Annotated in this window: 20 protein-coding genes; 6 read left to right on the top strand and 14 right to left on the bottom strand. The window is 39.2% G+C overall.

Going from position 1 to position 18,884, the window contains the following annotated elements; translation table 11 throughout:
• Nucleotides 1–71: 71 nt before the first annotated feature.
• Nucleotides 72–452, bottom strand: coding sequence for a DUF1149 family protein (locus tag HU830_RS06540; protein ID WP_176942967.1), 381 nt, complete (start codon nucleotides 450–452; stop codon nucleotides 72–74).
• A 16-nt stretch (nucleotides 453–468) separates the two neighbouring features.
• On the bottom strand, nucleotides 469–978 hold the full coding sequence (gene trmL, locus HU830_RS06535; RefSeq protein ID WP_176942966.1) for a tRNA (uridine(34)/cytosine(34)/5-carboxymethylaminomethyluridine(34)-2'-O)-methyltransferase TrmL: 510 nt from the start codon (nucleotides 976–978) through the stop codon (nucleotides 469–471).
• Between the two features lie 310 nt (nucleotides 979–1,288).
• Here trmL and HU830_RS06530 point away from each other — a divergent pair, with 310 nt between their 5' ends.
• Nucleotides 1,289–2,284 carry a GMP reductase gene (locus HU830_RS06530; RefSeq protein ID WP_176942965.1) on the top strand — a complete coding sequence of 332 codons (996 nt, stop codon included), beginning with the start codon at nucleotides 1,289–1,291 and terminating at the stop codon, nucleotides 2,282–2,284.
• Between the two features lie 71 nt (nucleotides 2,285–2,355).
• On the opposite strand, the gene HU830_RS06525 is transcribed toward HU830_RS06530, so the two are convergent.
• Nucleotides 2,356–3,534: an AI-2E family transporter gene (locus HU830_RS06525; RefSeq protein ID WP_176942964.1), complete on the bottom strand. Its 1,179-nt coding sequence runs from the start codon at nucleotides 3,532–3,534 to the stop codon at nucleotides 2,356–2,358.
• 90 nt (nucleotides 3,535–3,624) lie between these two features.
• On the opposite strand from HU830_RS06525, the gene HU830_RS06520 reads away from it, so the two are divergent.
• Nucleotides 3,625–4,641, top strand: coding sequence for a lactonase family protein (locus HU830_RS06520; RefSeq protein ID WP_176942963.1), 1,017 nt, complete (start codon nucleotides 3,625–3,627; stop codon nucleotides 4,639–4,641).
• A 50-nt stretch (nucleotides 4,642–4,691) separates the two neighbouring features.
• Nucleotides 4,692–5,519 (top strand): undecaprenyl-diphosphate phosphatase, encoded by an 828-nt coding sequence (locus HU830_RS06515; RefSeq protein ID WP_176942962.1) that lies wholly within the window; start codon nucleotides 4,692–4,694, stop codon nucleotides 5,517–5,519.
• 278 nt (nucleotides 5,520–5,797) lie between these two features.
• Here the strand turns inward: HU830_RS06515 and mgtE are convergent, their stop codons facing one another.
• Genes mgtE through HU830_RS06495 form a run of 4 tightly spaced genes read right to left on the bottom strand, consistent with a single transcriptional unit; the run spans nucleotide 5,798 to nucleotide 9,512 of the window.
• Complete coding sequence (mgtE, locus tag HU830_RS06510) at nucleotides 5,798–7,168, bottom strand: magnesium transporter (RefSeq protein ID WP_176942961.1); 1,371 nt, start codon at nucleotides 7,166–7,168, stop codon at nucleotides 5,798–5,800.
• A 4-nt stretch (nucleotides 7,169–7,172) separates the two neighbouring features.
• The gene (locus tag HU830_RS06505) at nucleotides 7,173–8,069 is read right to left on the bottom strand and encodes an RluA family pseudouridine synthase (protein ID WP_176942960.1); all 897 of its coding nucleotides are present in this window, start codon (nucleotides 8,067–8,069) and stop codon (nucleotides 7,173–7,175) included.
• Between the two features lie 2 nt (nucleotides 8,070–8,071).
• Nucleotides 8,072–8,863, bottom strand: a complete 792-nt coding sequence (locus HU830_RS06500) for an NAD kinase (RefSeq protein WP_176942959.1) — start codon at nucleotides 8,861–8,863, stop codon at nucleotides 8,072–8,074.
• Nucleotides 8,841–9,512 (bottom strand): GTP pyrophosphokinase, encoded by a 672-nt coding sequence (locus tag HU830_RS06495; RefSeq protein WP_407647495.1) that lies wholly within the window; start codon nucleotides 9,510–9,512, stop codon nucleotides 8,841–8,843. Before HU830_RS06495 ends, HU830_RS06500 begins: the two co-directional genes overlap by 23 nt.
• A gap of 149 nt (nucleotides 9,513–9,661) precedes the next feature.
• On the opposite strand from HU830_RS06495, the gene HU830_RS06490 reads away from it, so the two are divergent.
• Nucleotides 9,662–10,279: a DsbA family protein gene (locus HU830_RS06490; protein ID WP_176942957.1), complete on the top strand. Its 618-nt coding sequence runs from the start codon at nucleotides 9,662–9,664 to the stop codon at nucleotides 10,277–10,279.
• Here the strand turns inward: HU830_RS06490 and HU830_RS06485 are convergent.
• The 7 genes from HU830_RS06485 to HU830_RS06455 all read right to left on the bottom strand — a co-directional run bounded on the left by HU830_RS06485 (nucleotide 10,230) and on the right by HU830_RS06455 (nucleotide 15,673).
• Nucleotides 10,230–11,147 carry a competence protein CoiA gene (locus tag HU830_RS06485; RefSeq protein ID WP_176942956.1) on the bottom strand — a complete coding sequence of 306 codons (918 nt, stop codon included), beginning with the start codon at nucleotides 11,145–11,147 and terminating at the stop codon, nucleotides 10,230–10,232. The genes HU830_RS06490 and HU830_RS06485 overlap by 50 nt on opposite strands.
• A gap of 24 nt (nucleotides 11,148–11,171) precedes the next feature.
• A complete protein-coding gene (locus HU830_RS06480) occupies nucleotides 11,172–11,822 on the bottom strand; it encodes an adaptor protein MecA (RefSeq protein WP_407647494.1) in 651 nt (216 codons plus the stop codon).
• Nucleotides 11,823–11,979: 157 nt separating this feature from the next.
• A complete protein-coding gene (gene spx / locus HU830_RS06475; RefSeq protein WP_176942955.1) occupies nucleotides 11,980–12,375 on the bottom strand; it encodes a transcriptional regulator Spx in 396 nt (131 codons plus the stop codon).
• A 166-nt stretch (nucleotides 12,376–12,541) separates the two neighbouring features.
• Nucleotides 12,542–13,276: an MBL fold metallo-hydrolase gene (locus HU830_RS06470; RefSeq protein WP_176943019.1), complete on the bottom strand. Its 735-nt coding sequence runs from the start codon at nucleotides 13,274–13,276 to the stop codon at nucleotides 12,542–12,544.
• A gap of 74 nt (nucleotides 13,277–13,350) precedes the next feature.
• Nucleotides 13,351–15,084, bottom strand: coding sequence for a phosphoenolpyruvate--protein phosphotransferase (gene ptsP / locus HU830_RS06465; protein ID WP_176942954.1), 1,734 nt, complete (start codon nucleotides 15,082–15,084; stop codon nucleotides 13,351–13,353).
• Nucleotides 15,084–15,350 (bottom strand): phosphocarrier protein HPr, encoded by a 267-nt coding sequence (locus HU830_RS06460; protein ID WP_176942953.1) that lies wholly within the window; start codon nucleotides 15,348–15,350, stop codon nucleotides 15,084–15,086. The genes ptsP and HU830_RS06460 overlap by 1 nt, the downstream gene beginning before the upstream one ends.
• A 140-nt stretch (nucleotides 15,351–15,490) precedes the next feature.
• Complete coding sequence (locus tag HU830_RS06455) at nucleotides 15,491–15,673, bottom strand: hypothetical protein (protein WP_176942952.1); 183 nt, start codon at nucleotides 15,671–15,673, stop codon at nucleotides 15,491–15,493.
• 273 nt (nucleotides 15,674–15,946) lie between these two features.
• On the opposite strand from HU830_RS06455, the gene HU830_RS06450 reads away from it, so the two are divergent.
• Together HU830_RS06450 and HU830_RS06445 are read left to right on the top strand one after the other, a co-directional pair.
• Nucleotides 15,947–18,154, top strand: coding sequence for an ATP-dependent Clp protease ATP-binding subunit (locus HU830_RS06450; RefSeq protein ID WP_176942951.1), 2,208 nt, complete (start codon nucleotides 15,947–15,949; stop codon nucleotides 18,152–18,154).
• 156 nt (nucleotides 18,155–18,310) lie between these two features.
• On the top strand, nucleotides 18,311–18,868 hold the full coding sequence (locus tag HU830_RS06445) for a GNAT family N-acetyltransferase (protein WP_176942950.1): 558 nt from the start codon (nucleotides 18,311–18,313) through the stop codon (nucleotides 18,866–18,868).
• Nucleotides 18,869–18,884 lie beyond the last annotated feature (16 nt).

Here is an 18,884-nt window from a genome sequence, read left to right as displayed (position 1 = left end):
GCTAAGGCTAAAAAACAACTTAACTAGTCCGACGACTAACTAAGTTGTTTAATCAACTTCTCCTCAAAAAACTATTTTACATTGGGAGTAAAGTTTAAATCATAACCCCGATCATCAGCAATAGCGGTTACCTGATAAGTTAATATTTGAATTTGTTCAATTAGTGGCCGCGAAAGTTCTTGTAAAAGTTCCGGTGCTAGTTCTGTTTGATTCGCTGCTGTTTCCACTTGCACTACCTGTCCTAGTAAGCCCGAAACCATAAAGTTTGTCGCTTCTGGATGAATCTCAAATGGCGCTAAGATTTGAAAATAATCTTTAGAATCAGCTCCAGAATCTATTTCCGGATAGCTTTGAATCTGAACTTGAATCTCATTTTTCGCCGGTGTATCAGGATCAACTTGATCATAATGAAAAGCTTGCACCACAATCGGCCCTTGGGGAATAGCCATCATAATTCCTCCTCTTTAACTAATGTAGTTTATCTTGGGGATAAAGATGGGTTAATTCCAACCCAGCAAAATGTTGCTGCCGCACTGCTTCATAAATCACCAACGCACAAGTATTAGCTAAATTTAAAGCCCGAATGTGCCCCGTCATCGGGATCCGTAAACATTGCTCTTGATACTGGCGCATGAATTTTTCCGGTAAACCCGTGGTTTCCTTGCCAAAAAGGAAATAATAATCCTGTTCAGGATCTGAATAATCAACTTCTGAATAAATTCGGTCTGAAAACTTAGTGATTAAGTATAAATGTTTTAAATCCGGTACTTGCTCCAAAAAAGCTGACAAATCATCATGAACTACAATTTTAACTTGATCCCAATAATCTAAACCAGCACGTTTTAGATGCTTATCATCTAAACTAAAACCCAAGGGACGAATTAAGTGCAACACCGTATCAGTTCCGGCACAAGTCCGGGCAATATTTCCCGTATTTGCGGGCATCAAGGGCTCGAATAATGCAATATGATTTGTCATACATTGACTCCTTTAATCTCATTCATTAACAATTTTAGCACAAATAAGCCAATAAAAAACGTATTTCCTCGGCTAAATGCAGCAAGGAAATACGTTAGTTAACTCTTATCGGATGCTTTTATCAAATATTAAATCTGATAAAAGAACGCGAAATAAGCCCGCATGAAAGATTATATACTGGCTGGAGGTCACAAGCAAGCTAATTTTTCTCTTGACTTATTTGAGAAATGTATTTAAATATATATTGCGAACGATTTTCAGAGTTCGCAAAATAAATATTCGTAAAAGTAAGCGAGGATGGCGTTAATATATGGAAAATAATCCTTTTAATGTATTTGATTACGAAGATATTCAATTGGTTCCCCAAAAATGTGTTTTACAACACCGTAGTGAAGCAGATACTTCAATTCAATTGGGCAACCGTCACTTCAAAATCCCCGTAGTTCCTGCCAATATGGCTAGCGTCATTGACGAACAACTAGCTATTTGGCTAGCCAAGAATGATTATTTCTATATTATGCACCGTTTTGAACCAGAAACCCGCCTGGCTTTCGTTCAAAAAATGCATGAGCAAGAACTTTACGCTTCAATCAGTATTGGTATTAAAGCTGCCGATTATCAATTAATTGATGATTTAGCTGCTGCCCAAAGTATCCCTGAATATGTAACCATTGATATTGCTCATGGTTATTCGAATACCGTGGCCGCAATGATTAAGTATTTAAAACAAAAGTTGCCAGAAACCTTTGTTATTGCCGGAAACGTAGCTACTCCTGAAGCCGTCTTATTCCTCGAAGAAGCCGGTGCTGATGCGACTAAGATCGGTGTTGGTCCTGGTCGAGCTTGCATTACCAAGATTAAAACTGGTTTTGGGACTGCCGGTTGGCAATTAGCCGCCGTACGCCTCTGTGCTAAAGCGGCTCACAAGCCAATTATTGCCGATGGTGGAATTCGAACCAACGGAGATATCGCTAAATCAATCCGTTTTGGCGCCCATATGGTCATGATTGGCTCTTTAATGGCCGGTCACGATGAAAATCCGGGAGAAGTTCTGGAACAAGGTGCTCAGAAAGTCAAGGTTTACTACGGTTCAGCTTCTCAAGTTCAAAAGAAAGAACGGAAGAATATCGAAGGTAAAAAGCTAACGGTACCTTATCGTGGTTCAATTAAAGACACTTTAAAGGAAATGCAAGAAGATCTTCAATCCTCTATTTCCTATGCTGGCGGAAGAAGGCTCGCAGATCTCACGAAGGTTAACTACGTTATCTTAAAAAACTCTATCTATAACGGTGATCAAATTAACTAACCAAAAAAGCTCCTACTTCCCCAACTCTTGAGGATCGTAGGAGCTTATTTTTTATTTAAGCAATTTTAATTTTACTTATTTGGCTTCTTAACTTGCGGCAATTCAGCCAGAAATTCAGAATCATCTTGATACCAAATTGAATTATGGCGGAACCAAGCAAAAGTTTTAGAAATTAGGATTTTTAAAATAGCATAGGCAGGAATTCCAAAGATCACTCCCAAAAGGCCAAACATCCCTCCGGCAACTAACAAAACGAAAATAGTTGTGACGGGATGCATATTCATTTTATTCCCCATTACTAAAGGAGAAACCACCCGCGTTTCAATCGTTTGTTCGACAAGAAAGACCAAGATTACAATCCAAATCAAACCATGCCCGTACAAAAGCGCGATAATCAAAGCTGGAATCAAGCCTAAAGCCGAACCAACATAAGGAATTAAATTACAAATTCCGGCGATAATTCCCAGTAATAAAGCATAAGGCATCTGTCCAATCAAATAGCCGACCGCAAACATTACGGCAACCCAAAAACCAACGGTCAATTGGCCACGAATATATAAACTTAAGGACCGATTAATTTCTGACAGAGTAGCCGCCGTTGAAACCTTTAAACGGTCCGGCACATATTTAATAATCTTGGGCTGAATTTTACGATCATCCTTCAATAAGAAAAATAAGACGAAAGGGGCTGTTAAGACAATCATTACCAAGTTAGAAATCACGGTGACTGCAGAAGTTAAATTCCCCAAGGCTGTCCCCAAAACCCCATTAAAGCTGTGGGATAGAGATTTGGTTACTTTGCTAACGGATAAACTCTGATCTAAATGAAGCCGTTGAAAATAGGGATTAGCATTGAGCTTAGTTAATGCCCGTTGAAAACTATGCCAATAATCGGGCAAATTATTGATGATTGAGTTAATTTGACTTTGAACAATCGGAATTAAAGAAACTACGATCCAAGTCAAGATTCCAATCACGAGCACAAAAACTACACTAATCGACCAAATTCGCGGAATACGAAAATGACTTTCGCTCCAGTTAATTACGGGATTGATTAAGTAGTATAAAATTCCCGCCACCACCAATGGCGGAAAAACGATTCCTAAAATTTGTCCCACTGGGGTGAATACTGCACGAACTTTTAAAAACAAAGCAATGATTAATAATAGTAACAAGATATTTAACAAGACCACAGTTAATTTATTATCCAAAAACCATTGTGTGAACCAAGTATGTCGGCGCTTAGGCATTTTTCCACGCCCCTTTCTAAATTTTTCCGCTTGCGAACGCTTTTTTGTAATACTATATTATAGAATAACAATAAAGGAGTAAACCAAATTATGCACGAACAATTATTAATCGGTGGTTACACCAAGCAAAGTAGCCAGGGAATCTACCAGCTAGATTTTGATAGTCAAACAGGACAATTAAGCTCGGTCAAATTAGTCGTAAATACCCAAGGTTCTACTTACTTTGCCCTTTCAAACGCTAATATTCTTTATACAATTATGCAAGAAGATCAGCGGGGAGGTATCGCTGCTTACGATGTTAATCAAGATTTCAAATATCTAGGTACCAGCTATCAACCTCAAACTTCTCCCGCCTACGTCGAAATTAGCGAGGCCAAACAGCTCCTCTTCACCGCTAACTTCCACACGGGTCAAGTAATTATTCACCGAATTAATCCCGATAAAACCCTGACAATTGCCGACACGATCCAGTTAACCGGATCAAGTCTTCGTCCAGAACAAGATAGCTCTCATCCCCACTGTGCCCACCTCAGCCCCGATGGAAAATTAATCATTTGTGATTACGGAACTGACCTCATTTCAACTTACAATCTTACTGATACCGGCCAGGTTGAACTTCAAACTACTTTTTCCGTTACCGCCGGAAGTGCCCCCCGTCATTTAATTTTTAATTCACAACATCCAGAAATTGCCTATTGTATCTGTGAACTCAGTTCCACAGTTTTGGTTTTAGGCTATCAGGACGGAAACTTTGAACTCCTCAATAGCTACTCTCTCTTACCAGAAAGTTATCAGGGGGATAATACGGCGGCCGCCATCCGACTCAGCAGTGATGGACGATTTTTATATACTTCCAATCGGGGTCATAATTCAATCATCTCCTTTGAAGTCCAAAACGCCGGAAAACAATTAGAACATCTGCAAACTATCAAAACCCGCGGTGATTTTCCCCGCGACTTTAATTTTGATTTAACAGAAAATTATCTATTAGTTCCCCATCAAAAGTCAAATGATGTTACAATTTTTAATTGTAATTCACAAACGGGCTATTTAACTTTTAATAATCACGATACCCAAGTTCCGGAAGGAACCTGTATTGTCTTTTAAAAAGCCTCAATAAGTTGTGAATTTTATTAAAACCGGGAGTGGGTAAAAAAATGCTAGAAATATTTAAGGCTGTAATTCTGGGAATTATTGAAGGAATTACTGAGTTTCTACCGATCAGTTCTACAGGTCACCTCTATTTAGCTAATGAATTTGTCAAACTTAAGGAATCTACCGCTTTTATTAATATGTTCATGGTTGTGATTCAACTAGGAGCCATTTTAGCCGTAATTGTGATTTATTTTCATAAATTAAATCCGTTTTCTCCTAAAAAAAGAGCTCCGGAAAAAAGAGCCACTTGGACTCTCTGGTTCAAAGTTATTTTAGCTTGTATCCCCTCGGTCATTGTGGGTTTACCCCTTAATGATTTCATGGATGAACACTTTAATACTTGGTCCGTAATTGCGGCAACCCTCTTGATTTACGGGATTTTATTTATCATCATTGAAAACTACAATCGACGGCGTTCTGCTCGTTTAACGGATCTAAATACTTTACCTTACAGCATTGCTTTAGCTATCGGTGCTTTTCAAGTCCTATCGCTAATCCCAGGGACTTCTCGTTCGGGAGCAACCATTCTGGGAGCAATTTTGATTGGAACTTCTCGCTACGTAGCAACTGAGTTCTCCTTTTTCTTGGCAATTCCAACAATGTTTGGCGCTAGCTTCCTTAAGTTAGTCAAATTCTTCCTCAAAGGAAATACTTTTACCGGATCACAATTGACAGTTCTTCTAGTGGGAACTTTCGTCTCCTTTGTCGTTGCCTACTTTGCCATCAAATTCTTACTTGATTACATTAAGAAAAATGACTTCAAAGCTTTTGGTTGGTATCGGATTGTCCTTGCCGTAGCGGTTATTGGCTATTTTGGTTTCTTAAAGTAAATTTTTAACTTGGGTCTGTTGAGACTTGCCAGTTTAAAAACTTGGTAAGTCTTTTTTACTTTAAAAAACTACTTGCTTACTAAATTCTCAATTTCAAAAGAACTCCCTGACTTAAAAAAATAAGCATGTTCCATAAGACGACTGCCGAAGCCGCTTTATGGAGCACGCTTATTCAAATTCACTAAATATGAGGATCATTTTGCCAAGTCCCATCTTGCGGCGTTATTTCTGTTCTTGCTGAAAAGCTTCTGTGAACCAATTTACAAAATTAAGCAAGATTACATCCCTTTAAAAAAGCCCATAAACAAAGAGGCAATATTGAAATAAATCAAAACACTAGTCAAGTCGCTCAAAGTGCTGATAAAAGGGCCACTGGCGACCGCTGGGTCAAAACCTAATTTATCCATCAACATCGGGATTAAACTACCGGCTAAGTTAGCTACGAAGATTGCAACCATCATGGCTAAACCAATTACTAATCCTAAAACAAAATTATGCTTCCAAATCCCGACGACCAAAAAAATTGTGAACCCCGTCACCAGACCAATCAAAATTCCGGTAATAAATTCCTTGGATAATAAGCCGAATAATTTTTTGGTGTGTTCATTACCAAACGATAATCGCCGAACTGCAACCGCTAAACTTTGCGTCCCCGCATTTCCGGCCGTCCCCGTTATCAAAGAAATAAAGACGGCTAAAATACTTGCTTGACTTAAAAGGACTTCAAAGTGCGAAATTAAAGTAGCTGTGATCATTCCTAAAAATAGTAAAGTAATCAACCACGGCAGCCGTTTGCTCGCCGCCTTAACCGGATTTGTATCCGATTCGTCAACATCAACCCCGGCTAACTTAGAATAGTCATCTTGGGCTTCATCATCAATAACTTCAATCACATCGTCAATCGTGACAATTCCCACTAATTTATGGGCATGATCAACAACTGGTAAGGACACGAATTGGTAATCCCGAAAAACTTGGGCGACTTCTTCTTGTTCATCATCAACGTACACTGAGATAACATTTTGCGCCATTACGGTATTCAAAACAGCTTTTTCACTATGCGTAAATAATTCTCTTAAAGACATGATTCCCACTAAATCGTTGGAATCATCAACAATATAAAGATAATAGATGGTTTCTGCGGTTCGGGCAAATTTTCGCAGAGATTTCAGGGCTGCACCAACCGTTAAATCTTGCCGCAATACGACATAATCCGTCGTCATTAATCCTCCGGCAGTCTCGGTATCGTAATGTAAGAGCCCGCGCAATTCATTAGCATCAGCTTCCGGCATTAATTTTAAATAACGATCGACCTCAGATTTATTTAAATATTCAAGCAAATCGGCGGCATTATCATCATACATGCTATCCAAAACATCGGTCGCATACTTAAGATCCATTTCTCCCAGAAGCAGTGAACCATCAATCTCATCTCCCTGGAGAGTATCAAACATATCCCCAATTTCATCTGGAGCCATAATTTGATAAAGTTGTTTTCTTTGCTGAGCATCCAATGACAAGAAAAATTGTCCTTGTTCATAAAAATGCATATCCAAGAAGTTTTTTCGAAATTGTTTTGTATGTTGCTGTGTTAATAAAGCCAGCAATTTGCTAGCTTGCTTTTTAACCCTTAGTTCCATTTCTGCCATGCTCTCACCTCACATCTGATTTTAAAAGTTCTTGTAAATCGGTCGGAAAAGGAGCTTCTACCGTCCGAAACTGCTGGGCTAATTCATCCCAAAAACGAAAGCGCCGACAATGTAGGGCCTGCCGCTTAATTAAATCACAAGGACCTCCGTAAGCCTGATCGCCCAACAGCGGATATCCCAAGTAAGCTAAATGAACTCGAATTTGATGCGTCCGACCTGTCACTAAGTGTACCTTTAACAGCGCGTAATGTTCATATTGATACACCAATTGATAGTTAGTGATCGCCATTTTTCCTTGTGGACTAACCTTGCGAAAATGCGGACGGTCAGGATCAATCGCAATCGGTTCTTTAATTGTTCCTTGACTAGGTGCTTGAAAGATTCCAGGAACAAAAGCGTAATACTCCTTTAAAATCTTGGTCGTGCGAAATTGTCGGGCTAAAAGATGGTGTGCATAACTATTTTTTACAAAAGTGATTACTCCAGAGGTATCCCGATCTAAGCGAGAAACTAGATGAATAACATCGTTAGCTTGCTGCGTTTGTTGCAGATAATACTTAACGTAGTTCGCCAAGCTAGGACTGTGTTTAGAAAACGCTGGTAAAGATGCCAAATGAGCTGGCTTATTCACCAATAAATAATTTTCGTCTTCATAAAGAACATTCACTGGTCCTGGCAAAGGCTTAATTTGTTTTGATCCAACTTCTGGCGGTAAAGCTACCAAAATTTCCGCCGGTTGATGCAATTGATAATTAAAGTGACGCTGCTTATGATCAACAAAAATCAATCCTTGCCGATACTTAATTCGTTTGAGCTCCAGGCGGGAAAATCCCTGCTGTTCCAGAAAGTTCCGCAAAGATTGCGTTTGATAATTGTTTTTCGACCAACGATAAACTTGCATTGTCAATTGACCAAAAAGGCGTTCTTAACTCGCAACCAAAATTGTTTGGGCCGATACTCGGCAATTTGAATCTTTTCCCGGGCAATTTGATACTCGATTTTTTGAATTGAACAATGATCATACGACAAATTATCAACTGTGACAATATAATCAGTCTGGCGATCCGGTAAAATAGTTAAAATTTGCTTTTGGGGTAAAATTAAGGAAGAGTTCACGGTCCGATAAACACGATTATTAATCGGAGCTACCTCGTTAAATTGCATGACCTCTAATGATGGATCAACGATCGCTCCCCCAATTGACTTGGAATAGGCTGTCGAACCGGTCGGCGTTGACATACTAATCCCATCACCACGAAAACGTTCAAATTTATGGCCATCAATTAGAACATCGGCCCGCATCGTCTGGGAGACACGTTTAATAATCGATTCATTTAAAGACAAAAAATGACTTTGATGACCATTGGTATAGCTTACCTTCACATCCAAGAGTGGAAAACGGATAATTTTTTTTTGATTTTGTACAATTAGACGCACCAAATCATCAAGTTCATTATCTTGCCAGTCGGTATAAAAACCTAAATGTCCGGTATGAATTCCGATGAACAATAAATGATCTAATTGATTACTGAAGCGATGAAAGGCACTCAAAAAAGTTCCATCACCGCCCACAGTAATCACCAAATCAGGGTATTCTTCAGAAATTTTGATATGTTGCTGCAAAAGCTTAAAACGTAACTGTCGTTGAATTGCCAAAGATGTGGACTTAGAATTACTTTGAATCCAGACTCGCATCGCTTTCCTCCTTGTTGGCCTGTAAACTAGGAAATTTCTGATCGGTAAAATACTTCTGGGCATCTTGAATTTCTTCGCGAATTTTGGACATCTCTTCATCTAACATGAAGGAAGCTTCAGCCGCTCTTTTTAAACGGGAGTTAATATCTTGGGGAAAATCACCTTGATATTTATAATTTAATGAATGTTCCACCGTTGCCCAAAAATTCATGGCCAAGGTCCGAATTTGAATTTCGGCTAAAATTTCTTTGACACCACTAGTTAATTGAATTGGATACTTAATCACCATATGATAAGAACGATAGCCGCTCTTTTTACTATTAGAGATGTAATCTCGTTCTTCAACCACCGCTAAATCTGTCCGATCATGTAATAAATCAACCACTTGGTAGATATCTTCTACAAACTGACACTGAATTCGTAAACCAGCGATGTCTTGCATATCTTGTTCTAATAATTCATCAGCAATATAGCGACGATGCATCTTTTCTTTAATACTATCAACCGACTTGACTCGTCCGGTAACATATTCAATCGGAGAATGTGTGCCTTGTTCAATAAATTCGGTTCGTAAAGTTCGAAGTTTAATTTTTAGTTCTGCTACTGCTTGTTCATAAGGTAGTAAAAAAATCTTCCAATTTCTCTGCACCATATTATCACCTCAACGAGTTTAACTATACCATACTGTTCTTGACTTGAAAGATTGATTCCTTGAGTAAATTATTTGCAATCATTCAAAATTTTGATAGCATTACTTTGGTGACATTTTGCGATTAATTGTCACAAGGAGGGATCAACGTGTGGGAAGTATTCGTTTTTGTCAGTCCCCTTGAAAACTGCTGCTTAACAACTGAAAAAATAATTTCTGATTTTGCTAAACATAATGGTGTCAATATCACGCTCCGCTTTGTTACTTTAAGTGATTTAAAAACAATTAACACTTACTGTAAAACACACCAAATTAGTGCTGATAATTTAAAGCTCCGTAATCAACTTACTCAATTATCCTACCAAGCGACTCGTTACATCCAAGCCGCTAATTTTCAAGGCCATCAGCGGGCGCGGAAATTACTCTTTCTTTTTCAAGAAACTCTAGCCAAGCGACCAGAAGCCTTTTCTCCCGCTCTAATTAAAAGGCTAGCTCATCAGGCTAACCTTAACTATCAGTCTCTAGAAGAAGATGTGCACAACCCCTTAGTCACTAAAAAAATCCAAGCTGATCAACAACTAGTGGCTTCTGTTTCCGTTAATCAGACACCAGCAGTACTCATCAATGACTACCTTCAAAATGAGACTACTCCAGCCACCTTGGTTAACGACTGTCAAACAGAAAAGCTCCAATCCTTTTTAGAGCAAATGTTTAGATCTAGGACTTCCCAATCCGGCGACTCGCCAGATTTGCACATTTTAAAATAGTCTTAGATTTAACCAATGGCAAACTGGCTAAAAATGGTTGCTGAGCCCTGCGGGCCAACTGTAGATAACAAACCGGACAACGATAGATTGGAAACACCGCCTGGAGCGGTGTTTTTTGAATGTATTCTTTTAAATCAAGACGCTGACGATAGCAATAGTTCTGCCAATAAATAAAATTCTGATCAGGATGAACCTGCTGGTCCAAGTACCAGGACTGCCAGTTAATCCCTAGCTTTCGCCGAGAACTAGTTGGAGGACGAAAAGATTGGAGCTGCTCCCAAGTAGACAAAATTTGTTGCTGCCAATATAATTTGCGGCTTTCTGGTCGAACCTGATACTGATAATGCAAACGTAAATAATTTTCCTGGGGCAATTTGAAAAGCACATAAAATTCCCAAACAGGACTATAACTAACAATTCGCTGTAAATGAGCTAGTTTAGTCGCTTGTTGATAATGCTTTTCGCCAAAAATCCAAACTGGATGAAACTTTTTCTTCCAATACGAATGCTGACGAAAGGCCAATTCGTCCGCTCCAATAGGGGCACATTGATACTCTACCGCTAGCGACCTTTTTTGATGGACCAAGACGTCAATCCGCTGATCTGGCGGAGCCCAAACTTCGAATTCCGTTGGTCCCCATGGTCGAAAAAAGGCGCCCAACCATTGTTTTCCCTGACGGTGAATCGCAGACTCATTATTGAAATGCGTCTTTGGAGAAAGATGACGAAAAAACGGCCGCTTTTTATCTCCCATCACGAATTGAACTCTTCGATGACATTGGGGACAAAAAAGCGGTCGTTCCTGTTGATAATCCGCAGCGTATATTAAATGCTGGTCTTGATCTTGAGCAACTTGAATAAGAAACACCCTTATTCTAATTACCCCTTTGAACTAATCAGTACTCAAAAAGTAATAACGCGCTAATTCCAAGGCGGTCTGAGCCATAATACTTTTGCCAAATTCACTAATCATTGCCGCCATGCCTTCTTCTACCTGACCATATTCGCTGACTAACGCCTTGATATCTTCAATATCCATTTGCCGTAATTCTTCCGGATAGACGGTCAATTTTAAATAATAATCATCCTGATAGCGATATAGATCACTTCGGCCATTTTCTAAATAAAAAGTCCGGCTGAGAGCCAAGAAATCTTCAAACTGTTCAAAATTAATAACTAGTTCTTGTGTATTTCCTTCTGAATTAGCATCTGAAACTGCGTTTGATTCTTTCTCTTCTTCGATCGCATCATCTAGTTCATGAGCTAAAACTGTAGCAGGTTCCTCTTCATGATCACCAGTGACTTTGGAAATCAAGAGTTCTAGACCATTAGCATTGGGCATCACTTGAAAAGTAACCGCTTGGTCTTTGGTAAAACTGTGATCCGTATCAACTTCTTCTAAAATACTATAAAAAAAGTCTTCGATTTGTTTGCGATTTCCCAACAAATCGAGCATATTAATCCCTCGTTCTTCCAAATCATGCGGGCCTAAAACTACTCTAATTATATTATCATTGACATGTTCAATTTCCACAGTTACCACTACCCATCTTTCTAACCTATGTTAATTTTAACAGGCACTAACATAATGTAAAGCTATAAAACACGAACTATTTAATTTTTCTAAATTTGGATTTAAAAATAAAAAAACCGAAGGGTTCGACCTTCAGTCTATTTTAGTTTCAATCGTACTCTTTCATCTAATTGCTGGCTCGTTTGAGTTCTCTCAATTCCATCACCCGAACCTGCCGGGGCAAGAAGCGCCGAATCTCATCTTCATTATAACCGACTTGGAGACTTTTTTCGTCCATCATAATCGGCCGCCGCAAAATCCCCGGATTTTGTTCAATTAAAGCAATTAGCTGATCCGTCGTCAGATCATCAATCGAGACTGATAAAGACTGATAAATCTTAGAACGGGTGGAGATGATCTCTTCAGTTCCGTACTCCGTCATTTGTAAAATCTTTTTTATTTCGTCACTTGTCAACGGTTGTGCAAAAATATTACGATCATGAAATATAATATCGTGATTTTGAAACCATTTCTTGGCTTTTCGACAAGACGTACAACTTGGTGAAGTATATAAAATTACCATCTTCCAATCACTCCTTCTCCGCCCAATTTCAATCTTAAACATTGTTAATTATATAATTTGTTAAACAAATTGTCTATAACTTACACTTGTTAGACTAACATTTGCAATAAGATTTATTATTTAAATTATTTTAATAATAAAATGGAATAGAGTGGTATTTTCTCACCTAGAGATCTATTTGAAGTCCTGTTGCTGCTCTTTGAACGGGAATTGAACCGGCAGCGGTTTGTGCTTGTTTCTGTAATTGATCCAATGGGTACTCTTGCGGAAGATGAGAAATTAATAGTTGCCCGACCTGAGCCTGACTGGCCAATTGTCCCGCTTGAGTGGAAGTTAGATGCCACAATTTTCCCGGCTGCTGAGCAGGAAAATTAGTGTCCGCAATTAACAAATCTGACTTTTGGGAAAAATCGATTAAACCAGAAAAATAAGCTGTATCAGCGGTGTAAGTTAAAATTTGCTGTTGAGAACCAGTAATTCGAATTGCAAAGGCTGGTACTGGATGAACCGTGGTTAAAAAATTCACGGTTAAAGGTCCCAGTTGGAGAATTTCTAGTCCCGCATATCCATGGCTAATAGTTACTCCCGGTAAGGTTAAACTAGCACAATGTAAAGGATCCTGTGTCGGCCCATAGATTGGCAGTTGCGCCTCTTTTTTTGATCCCGAGTGTAATTGCCAATAATATTGTAAAACACCGACATCGGCAATATGGTCATGATGATAGTGAGTCAAGAGAACAGCGTCCAATTGCAACGGATCCAGAAATTTTTGTAACGAATTTAAAACGCCGCTACCGCAATCAATTAAAAGATTAAAGCCTTGATCTTGTAATAAATAGCCGCTAGTTCCCTGTCCCTGATAAGGATAGCCGCCATAATAACCTAAGACCGTTAATTTCATCATCTACCTCCACTTTTTAAAATTCAAAAAAAGCCCAGCTGGTAATAACCCAACCGGACTTTTCTTCTCAATCATTAGTGTTGATTTTTAGCTACAAAATCAGCAACCAGCTTCAAGTTATCATCATTACTGATTGAAACATTCAAAGCTTGTTGAACCAAATCTTGTAATTCAGTCGTATCCAAATGTTTCATTAATGAACGAACGCGCAAAATTGAAGTTGCACTCATGGAATATTCGTCTAAGCCCATTCCCAAAAGAAGTGGAACCATCGTGGAATCTCCCGCAGCTTCACCACACATCCCGACCCACTTACCTGACTGGTGAGCAGAGTCAATCACGTGCTTAATTAAACGCAAAATTGAAGGATTATAAGGTTGGTAGAGATAAGAAACATGTTCATTACCCCGATCAGCCGCCATCGTATATTGAATCAAATCATTGGTTCCAATACTAAAGAAGTCAACCTCTTTAGCTAATTGATCAGCCAAGACCGCTGCTGCTGGAATTTCAATCATAATCCCAACTTGAAGATCGTCTCCCAGAGCTACACCTTGAGCTTGCAATTGAGCTTTTTCTTCGTCTAAGACAGCTTTAGCTTGCCGAAATTCTTGGACAGTGGCAATCATTGGGAACATAATTCGTAATTTACCAAAGGCTGAGGCCCGTAACAAAGCTCGTAGTTGAGTCCGGAAAATATCTTGACGATCTAAACTGATCCGAATTGCCCGATAACCCAAGAACGGATTCATTTCTTCTGGTAATGGCAAGTATGGTAAATGCTTGTCTCCTCCAATATCCATGGTCCGCACGACAACTGGTTTACCTTGCATGCCCTCTAGAACTTCTTTATAGGCTTCAAACTGATCATCTTCACTCGGCAATTCAGCTGAATCCATGTATAAGAATTCAGTCCGATATAAACCGATTGCTTCAGCACCATTAGCCGTTACACCATCTAAATCTTTTGGAGTTCCAATGTTGGCAGCAATATCAAAGTGTTTGCCATCAGCTGTAATCGAAGCAGCATCCTTTAATTTAGCCCATTCAGCTGCCTCTTGAGCATAATCTTGAGCTAATTTTTGATAGTGTTCAATATCGGTATTTGTCGGTTCAATCACCGCATCACCATGAACTCCATCAACAATCAAAGTTTGCCCAGCTTGCACATCGGTAGTAATGGTATCTGTTCCCACAATAGCGGGAATTTCTAAGGAACGTGCCATAATAGCGGAGTGGGCAGTCCGACCACCAAGGTCAGTTACAAAAGCCTTGACATATTTTTTATTTAACTGTGCTGTATCACTTGGAGTTAAATCGTGAGCTACAACAATCACTTCGTGATCAATTAAAGCTGGGCTGGGCAATTCTACACCTAACAAATGGCTCAAAACCCGTTTAGTTACATCACGAACATCAGCAGCCCGTTCTTGCATATATTTGTTATCCGTCATTGCTTCAAACATCGCAATGAAGTTATCCAAAACATCCTTCAAGGCTTGTTCAGCATTAACAGCCTGATCTTTAATTTGGGTTTCAACGGCACCGGTAAATTCAGGATCTGCAAGGATCATTTTATGAGCATCAAATACTTGAGCTTCTTCTTCACCAAGAGATTCTTTAGCCAAGTCCCGAATCGTTGTTAATTCTTCATCTGACTGTTTCAACGCAGCTTGTAAACGTTGTACTTCAGCAGCAACATCAGTAATTGATGTTTTCTTAAAGGAAAGATCAGGTTCAACTAACAAATATGCTGGTGCCGTTGCAAAACCATCACTCGCAGCAATCCCCTTTAAGGTTTTCGTCATTATTCTGAAAGTCCTTCCTTAACCATTGTGTCACCGATAGCAGCTAAAGCATCAGCAGCATCATCACCTTCAGCAGTAATTGTCACATCGGCACCTTGGCCAACACCCAAAGACATTACGCCCATGATTGACTTTAAGTTAACGGATTTACCAGAGTATTCTAAATTGATATCAGAACTAAATTTACTTGCAGTTTGAACCAACATTGTTGCTGGACGAGCATGAATCCCAGTTTCAGCAATTACGTGAAAGTCTTTCTTTTCCATATTTAATAACCTCGCTTAATCTAATGAATTCGTTGAATAATGAAAAGGGTTAACTTTACATCAAACATAACAGTAACATTATTCAAAATGCATGGCAAGTTTTAAAATTAAATTTAAGTTGGTAAAACCCTTGGCACTCACTATTTAGCCTCGGCTTGAAAACGATAAATAACGGTTCCATCATGGCGCGCTTCGCCCACAATTTGCTTCCGCAAATCTGCCTGCCGCCAAACTTTATTAAAAGCAAAAAAATGATCTTTGGTTACTTCAATCTGATCAATTTTTCCGGCCACTAAAGCAGCTATTTCCTGTTCATAATCCAAGCTAAGCTCCCTCCTTTGATCTTTTAGTTTTTACCTATTATAACGCAAAAAATTAGGTTCTTCGCCTGTTTGTGGCCAGCTTTCTTCGCTAAGTTTATTCTAAAAATCACTAGTTAGCCCCGAAAAATTAAAAAAATTACTTAATTTTATCAATTAGCACTTGAACACTTAGAGTGCTAATTGTATAATACTCATTGTACTAAGGATTTAGTACCTGCTCTTTAAGGGAGCTGTTTTTAAGAAATTCTATTTTAGAAAGGTGGAATTGTATCAATGCTTTGTCAAAATTGTCATCAGAATGAAGCTACTATCCATCTCTATACTTCAGTTAATGGTCGACGGACAGAAATTAATTTATGTCAGAACTGTTATCAAAAATTAAGAGAACAACAATCTTTAGCGAACGATAATCCCAGCAATGGTCCCTTCGGCTTTGGAGATTTAGGTGATTTCTTTAATGCCCTCAACTCTCAAGCACCAATGCCTAATAATCTCCAAGCGACAGCCGCTGGAAACAATGGCGGCGGCAATCGTAATTCTGGAAATAGCCTCTTAGCACAATTTGGCGTTGACTTAACCGCACAAGCCAAAGCCGGAAAAATTGATCCGGTAATCGGTCGCGATCGCGAAATTCATCGAGTAATTGAGATTTTAAATCGGCGAACCAAGAATAATCCGGTTTTAATTGGGGAAGCTGGAGTTGGGAAAACCGCAGTGGTCGAAGGCTTAGCTCAAAAGATCGTTGACAGTCAAGTTCCCGAGAAACTTCAAAATAAGCGCGTAGTTCGTCTAGATGTTGCCTCTTTAGTCCAAGGCACTGGAGTTCGGGGACAATTTGAACAACGAATGCAACAATTAATCAAAGAATTGCATAATGATCAAAATATCATTTTATTCATTGATGAAATTCACGAAATTGTGGGCGCAGGAAATGCTGAAGGTAGCATGGATGCCGGTAATGTTTTAAAGCCAGCCTTAGCGCGGGGCGAATTACAATTAGTTGGGGCCACAACCTTCAACGAATATCGTCAAATCGAAAAGGATGCCGCTTTAGCCCGGCGTTTACAACCAGTGGAAGTTAATGAACCTACGGTTGACCAAACTCTACAAATTTTAGTTGGAATTCAACCAAAATATGAAAATTACCACCATGTAAAATATACGAAGGCGGCAATTGAAGCTGCGGCTAATCTCTCTAGTCGCTATATCCAAGATCGTTTCCTTCCTGATAAAGCGATTGACCTCTTAGATGAATCCGGCTCTCGAAAAAATCTAACCTTAAACCCGATCGATCCCAAAGATGTCCAACAAAAGATTGATCAGGCGCAAGCTCAAAAGCAAACGGCTCTCAAACAAGAAGATTATGAAAAAGCGGCTTTCTATCGTGATCAAGTTAAGAAACTAGAAGACATGCGCGATAACAAGGTTGATACCGAACAAGAACCAACGGTTACTGAACAAGATATTGAAAAAATTGTCGAAGAAAAAACTAATATTCCTGTGGGTCAACTTAAGCAACAAGAGCAAGAACAATTGCTCAACTTGACTCCCGACTTAAAAGCTCATGTCATTGGTCAAGATAAAGCCGTTGAACAAGTCAGTCGTGCTATTCGTCGAAATCGGGTTGGCTTTAATAAAACGGGACGGCCAATTGGTTCCTTCCTCTTTGTTGGTCCAACCGGTGTTGGAAAAACGGAATTAGCTAAGCAATTGGCCCGACAACTCTTTGGTAGTCCAGATTCGATGATTCGTTTTGACATGTCGGAGTATATGGAAAAACACAGTATTTCTAAATTGATCGGTTCTCCCCCGGGGTATGTCGGCTATGAAGAAGCTGGTCAGTTAACCGAAAAAGTTCGCCGGAATCCGTACAGTCTAATTCTGCTCGATGAAATCGAAAAAGCCCATCCAGATGTCATGCACATGTTCTTGCAGATTTTAGATGATGGTCGTTTAACCGATTCTCAAGGTCGGACCGTCAGCTTCAAGGATACGATTATCATCATGACTTCTAATGCTGGTCAAGGTGATAGCGAAGCTAATGTTGGTTTTGGAGCTGCTACTAACGGAATGACCAATTCAGTCTTAGACAAGTTAAAGAATTACTTCAAACCTGAATTCTTAAACCGTTTTGATGGAATTATTGAGTTCTCACCGCTTTCCAAGCCAAACCTCATGAAGATTGTTGATCTGATGATTACCGATACCAATAAGATGATTGCTGATCAAGGTTTAGATATTAAAGTTAGTCCAGAAGCTAAAACCAAGATTGTAGACTTAGGCTACAATCCGCATATGGGAGCTCGGCCTTTACGGCGGGTAATTCAGGAACAAATCGAAGATAAAGTTGCTGATTACTTCTTAGAACATCCCCAAGAAAAGCACTTGCAAGCCGTTTTAAAGGATGATCAAATTCAAGTTCAAGCCTTGACAAGTGCTCCAAAGGACCCTTCCGCCAAAGAAAAATCTACTTCAGACTAAAAATTTTTATAGAAATCTTGACGCTAACAAAAAACCTCCTACTTAAAATAGGAGGTTTTTATTTTGAGTATTTAATCGACAAGCTTCGTTCTTGCGTGTAAAATCCTTGCGTGTAAAATCTTTATTAGAGGGTTAAACGAGAGAGGAAGGATAACTATGTTTTTAGCGCCGCAATTTGAACTAGACGACTCTGTTATCCAATTAGTTTTGCCAGAACCGGATCATGCGTCGGATCTTTTTGAACTGATAGATAACAATCGCAAGCATCTCCAGCCATGGCTAACATGGGTATCACAAATCCAAACTATAGATGATGAACAGGATTTCATTAAGATCGTACAGCAACAAATGTATAAACAGGAAATCTTTCTCCTCATAATTTGTATAGACGGCCTTCCTGGTGGAGTCATTGACTTACATGAAATTGAACCCAATAATCATCGGGCTAAAGTTGGTTACTGGCTAGCACCCCAATTTCAAAAACACGGAATTATGACTCATACTCTAGAAAAAATCATTGCTTACGGTTTTAATCAACTTCACCTCCATCGTTTAGAGATTTGGATTGATAGCTTAAATTTTAGAGCTCAACATGTCCCCCAGCGTCTAGGTTTTCAACGGGAGGCCAAGCTCAGAGACTGTTCTTTTTATAATCAAAAATATCATGACTTAGAGATCTATTCACATCTTAATTATACTGATATGTCCCAGTAATTACTTTCAACTTACT

Source organism: Bombilactobacillus apium, from assembly GCF_013385145.1.
GTDB classification, from domain to species: domain Bacteria; phylum Bacillota; class Bacilli; order Lactobacillales; family Lactobacillaceae; genus Bombilactobacillus; species Bombilactobacillus apium.
The sequence above is the reverse complement of the archived record's forward strand: the minus strand, read 5'-3'. Positions and strand labels throughout refer to the sequence as shown.

Excerpts from the sequence above, each read along its gene's own strand:
- HU830_RS06530 (WP_176942965.1), top strand. The coding sequence starts at position 1,289 with ATGGAAAATAATCCTTTTAATGTATTTGATTACGAAGATATTCAATTG.
- HU830_RS06500 (WP_176942959.1), bottom strand. The coding sequence starts at position 8,863 with ATGCGAGTCTGGATTCAAAGTAATTCTAAGTCCACATCTTTGGCAATT.
- HU830_RS06540 (WP_176942967.1), bottom strand. The coding sequence starts at position 452 with ATGATGGCTATTCCCCAAGGGCCGATTGTGGTGCAAGCTTTTCATTAT.
- HU830_RS06450 (WP_176942951.1), top strand. The coding sequence starts at position 15,947 with ATGCTTTGTCAAAATTGTCATCAGAATGAAGCTACTATCCATCTCTAT.
- HU830_RS06505 (WP_176942960.1), bottom strand. The coding sequence starts at position 8,069 with ATGCAAGTTTATCGTTGGTCGAAAAACAATTATCAAACGCAATCTTTG.
- trmL (WP_176942966.1), bottom strand. The coding sequence starts at position 978 with ATGACAAATCATATTGCATTATTCGAGCCCTTGATGCCCGCAAATACG.
- ptsP (WP_176942954.1), bottom strand. The coding sequence starts at position 15,084 with ATGACGAAAACCTTAAAGGGGATTGCTGCGAGTGATGGTTTTGCAACG.
- HU830_RS06470 (WP_176943019.1), bottom strand. The coding sequence starts at position 13,276 with ATGAAATTAACGGTCTTAGGTTATTATGGCGGCTATCCTTATCAGGGA.
- HU830_RS06520 (WP_176942963.1), top strand. The coding sequence starts at position 3,625 with ATGCACGAACAATTATTAATCGGTGGTTACACCAAGCAAAGTAGCCAG.
- mgtE (WP_176942961.1), bottom strand. The coding sequence starts at position 7,168 with ATGGCAGAAATGGAACTAAGGGTTAAAAAGCAAGCTAGCAAATTGCTG.
- HU830_RS06525 (WP_176942964.1), bottom strand. The coding sequence starts at position 3,534 with ATGCCTAAGCGCCGACATACTTGGTTCACACAATGGTTTTTGGATAAT.
- spx (WP_176942955.1), bottom strand. The coding sequence starts at position 12,375 with ATGGTAATTTTATATACTTCACCAAGTTGTACGTCTTGTCGAAAAGCC.
- HU830_RS06460 (WP_176942953.1), bottom strand. The coding sequence starts at position 15,350 with ATGGAAAAGAAAGACTTTCACGTAATTGCTGAAACTGGGATTCATGCT.
- HU830_RS06515 (WP_176942962.1), top strand. The coding sequence starts at position 4,692 with ATGCTAGAAATATTTAAGGCTGTAATTCTGGGAATTATTGAAGGAATT.
- HU830_RS06445 (WP_176942950.1), top strand. The coding sequence starts at position 18,311 with ATGTTTTTAGCGCCGCAATTTGAACTAGACGACTCTGTTATCCAATTA.